This is a genomic window from Variovorax sp. P4_D9, assembly GCF_056401695.1.
The window spans coordinates 1-3,961 of the sequence record NZ_JBFUIU010000803.1 but is presented as its reverse complement, the minus strand read 5'-3'; the positions used below and the strand labels follow the sequence as shown (position 1 = coordinate 3,961).

General features: G+C 65.5%; 4 protein-coding genes and 1 pseudogene. 1 reads left to right on the top strand and 4 read right to left on the bottom strand.

What is annotated here, in order from left to right; all coding sequences use genetic code 11:
- Positions 1 to 310, top strand: a 310-nt coding sequence (locus AC1DY5_RS45615; RefSeq protein ID WP_478120993.1) for an acyl-CoA thioesterase, incomplete at its 5' end; no start/stop codon positions are given.
- Positions 311 to 514: 204 nt separating this feature from the next.
- Here the strand turns inward: AC1DY5_RS45615 and AC1DY5_RS45610 are convergent.
- The 4 genes and pseudogenes from AC1DY5_RS45610 to AC1DY5_RS45595 form a co-directional block, all read right to left on the bottom strand.
- Positions 515 to 934, bottom strand: a pseudogene (locus AC1DY5_RS45610) (tyrosine-type recombinase/integrase); the annotation flags it as partial.
- Between the two features lie 128 nt (positions 935 to 1,062).
- Positions 1,063 to 2,049: an SGNH/GDSL hydrolase family protein gene (locus AC1DY5_RS45605; protein ID WP_478120992.1), complete on the bottom strand. Its 987-nt coding sequence runs from the start codon at positions 2,047 to 2,049 to the stop codon at positions 1,063 to 1,065.
- A 256-nt stretch (positions 2,050 to 2,305) separates the two neighbouring features.
- Complete coding sequence (locus tag AC1DY5_RS45600) at positions 2,306 to 3,280, bottom strand: Bug family tripartite tricarboxylate transporter substrate binding protein (protein ID WP_478120991.1); 975 nt, start codon at positions 3,278 to 3,280, stop codon at positions 2,306 to 2,308.
- An 83-nt stretch (positions 3,281 to 3,363) separates the two neighbouring features.
- Positions 3,364 to 3,961, bottom strand: a 598-nt coding sequence (locus AC1DY5_RS45595) for an SDR family oxidoreductase (protein WP_478120990.1), incomplete at its 5' end; no start/stop codon positions are given.

Genomic DNA, 3,961 nt, shown 5'->3' with positions numbered 1-3,961 from the left:
GCGCTACTGCGTGACCGCCTRCGTTGGTGGCATTCGCTTCGTGAACCCAATCGTCATCGGAGATGTTGTGGAAGTCGAGGCGCGAATCGCGTGCACGGGGAACACTTCCATGACGATCGCAGTTGAAGTGCGCTCCGGTGACTTGAAAGGCGGGGAGCTCGAGACCACCACGGAGTGCGCGGTCGTGATGGTCTCCGTTGATTCGCACGGGAAGGCGGTCGCGGTCAAAGCCTTCGAGCCGACCACCGACGCTCAAATCGCGCTAGCCGCAGAAGCAAAGCGGCGGCTTGGCGGGCGCGACGGGGCCTGATGCCGAAATCCGATTGCTGCCCTCACAAAGCGGTATTTCCGGCTTGACCTTGGCCGCACGTTGCCTCTGGAAAGTACGCGGCAACAACCCGGTGCGATGCAGCCCAATGGTGTCGTGATCTCTTCGGCCTTGCGAAGAGCATCGCGCAATCATGGTGCAGCTGATCGGGACGAGGGGAGAAAGCGCAACAGGCTTTAGGTGCAATCACCTCGAAGCAGGTGGTTCCTCATCGAGCATTCGGCTGGCCCTGCTGTTGAGCGCGCTCTCGGCCCGGAAATACCCCACGACGGTCGCCACGCTCCGATGCCCCGTCATCGCCATGGTCTCTGGCAATGACATGTTCTGCTTGCCCGCCTCGGTCACGAAGCCGGCGCGCAGCGAGTGGGCCGAGAACGTTCCCTCGACCCTCGCGAGCGCACACCGCTCCTTCACGATATCGCGCACGGCCGCAGGAGCGAGTGGCTCGCCCAGATGCCCGCCCTTGCGGATGCGCCGGAAGAGGGCGCCTTCCTTGATCCCGCTGGCCTCGAGCCAGGCCGCCATGGCCAGCGCGGCGCTGCCCGCCAGCGGCTTCACGTCCTCGGGGCGAAGGTCTCCGGCCTGGTTCGTCTTGGAGTGCCCGAGGCGCGCGGCACATCTGCGCGATCTGCGCTCGAACCACTGGGCGCTGCTCGGCGGTGTCTCAACGGGTCAATAGCTCAAGGGTCACTTGGCGGCTGCCAAGTGGAGGGCAGCGGCTGGCACCGCCAACTTCAGGGTGCGGACACCACAGCGATCGCCTGCTGCCCAACGATTGCGTGCATCGCTTCTGTCGGGTGGATGCCGTCCCAGAACACATAGCTGTCCGGCGTCTTGCACTGGAAGGGCGGCAGGGCGGGCGTCACGCAGGCGCTGGTGGTATTGGTCATACCATAGGCGGCCGGATCGGCGACGACCATGTTCAGCAATGTGTAGACGTCGAGCACGCGTGCCTGCGCGCCGGCCCCGTTTGCGTACTGCACGACGCCGGCCAGCCCCTGGTTGTAGGCCTGCGACAGGGTTGTCGCCAGGCCCGCGAGGCCCGGAAACTGCTTGTCGAGCTGACGCACGGCCGGGGTCTTTCCGATGTCCGGCACGTTCACGAACAGGAACTTGCGCGCTCCATAGGCCTGCAGCAGGCCGACCTGATAGGCCACACTTCCGAGAGCTTGCTGGAGCAACGGAGCTGGATCCTGCCCAAGCAGCGCCGCCGCGACCAGCGCGTCGCGTACATCGTTGCTGCCGACCTCCAGCGCCACCAAGGTCTGCCCCGAGGTCTGCGGAAAGTCGGCGAGATACGCGCCGACCTGTTCCGGCAGGCTGAAGCGGCACGGGAAGGTCACCGCCCGCGCGCCGAAAACCGCGTAATTGCTGGCCTGGCCGCCGCCGGGGCGCAAGGCCGGCCGCGCGTTGCCGGCACGCGCCAGTTGGCGAGCCAGATCCTCGATCCAGGTCGCGCCGTTCGTGACGTGGTGGCCGCCCTTGGCATACGGGCCGTCGGGCGTCAGGTTGTCGTCCAGCGCATCGTACGGTGGCACATTCAGCCGCGTCCCGCATGCCTGGTTGGCAGGCTCGGACAACCAGACGAAGGCGTTTCCGGTGTCGCTCAAGCTCGAGCCGAACACGACGATGCGATCGACGTTGCCATACTGCGCCAGCGCGTGGCTGCAGAGCAGCGCGAGGGAAGTCGTCGATGCGAGACGCGTGACAGCACGCAGCAAGGCCGTGAATCTCATGACGACACCCCCAAGTGTTTTCGGTTGGACGTCACTCTACAGCCTCCGTCCGTATCCGCCATGAGCAAAGATGCGCCAAGGTATCTCCGAGCGAGAGATCGCGTGAGGCCAAACCTGCCGCCCCAAGGATACAGATCCAATGTCCAATACCGCACAAGATACCCCGCGCCGATCGCCTTCGTCAGAATCCATTCGCGAAATGGCTTTCACCACTTCCTGGGACATCGACCCCGCCGCCGTCTCACTCCGGCTGGATTCCTGCCTCCTTGACGACCTTGCCCCACTTGGCGAGGTCGGACTTGATCACTGCGGCGTACTCCTGCGGCGTTCCGCCCTGGATCTCGATGCCGGCAGCCTCCAGCTTGGCTCGCACATCGGGCAGCTTCAGCGCAGCGTTGATCTCGGCATTGAGCTTGGTGACGATCGCCTTGGGCGTTCCGGCCGGCGCCAGGAACCCGCCATTGGTATTGGCGTCGTAGCCCTTGAGCCCTTGTTCCTCCGCGGTCGGCACGTCCGGCAGGGACGCTGCCCGCTTCCGGGTCGACACCGCAACGGCGCGTGCGTTGCCGGCCTTCACCTGCGACTGGATGGCGCTGATCGTGTCGATGTAGAGCGCGGTGCGCCCGGCCAGCAGATCCGGCTGGGCGGCGGAAGATCCCTWGTAAGGAACCAGCAGCATCTGCACGCCGCTGGCCATGCGGAACATCTCGGCCGCCATTTCCTGTGCACTGCCGCGGCCGGAGGTGGCGACCTTGGCCTGATCCGGATTGGCCTTCATCCAGGCCACGAACTCGGGCAGTGTCTTGGCGGGAATCTGCGGGTAGATGGCGAACACCAGCGGAACCTCGTGGGTGTAGACGATGGGCTCGAAGCTTTTCTCCGGATCCCAGCCCAGGTTCTTGAAAAGGAACTTGTTGGTGTTGTGGCTGCCGCCCACGATGCCGATGGTGTRGCCATCGGGCACTGATTTGGCGAGCACATCCGTGCCGAGGTTGTTCGATGCGCCAGGCCTGTTGTCGATGACCACCGGCTGCCCCATTGACAGCGCGAGCTTGTCGCCGACGACGCGGGCGATGGTGTCGATCGCGCCGCCCGGCGGGGCGGGCACGATGATCCTGATGGCGTGGGTCGGGTAGGCCTGGGCCGATGCCAAGGCCGGCACCATGGCCAGGACCGCCGAGACGGCAAGGATCTTGAACGGGGATGTGAGTTGCATGGGGTGTCTCCTTTTGCTGATGGGTCGAATCGTCATGCAGCGCCGGCGGGCCCGTCGATGCCCGTGGCTCTGCATCGGGTTCTCTAGCCGCGCCCGACGAAGGGCATGGCGCTGGCCATGACGGTCATGTTCAGCACGTTGGCGCCGAGCGGCAGCGCTGCGATGTGACGCACCGCGTCGGCCACGTGCTTCGCGTCCATCATGGGTTCGGGCGCGACCGTGCCGTTGGCCTGCAAGACCCCGCGCGTCATGCGCTCGGACAGCTCGGTCAGCGCATTGCCGATGTCGATCTGGCTGGCCACGATGTTGAATGCACGGCCGTCCAGAGCCAGGGCCTTGGTCAGGCCCGACACCGCGTGCTTGCTGGCGGTGTAGGGCGCGGTAAAGGGGCGCGGCGTGTGCGCCGAGACCGAGCCGTTGTTGATGATGCGTCCACCCTGCGGCGACTGGCGGCGCATCAGCCCGAAGGCCGCGCGCGCACACAGGAACACGCCGGTCACGTTGGTGTTCAGCACGCTGAACCATTTCTCCAGCGGCAACTCGTCCATCGGCACCGCCGGGGCGTTCACGCCGGCGTTGTTGAACAAGAGATCCAGTCGGCCGAAGCTGCGTTCGATCGCGGTGAACAGCGCCTGCACGCTGTCGGGATCTGTCACGTCGGTGGGCACGGCCATCACTGTC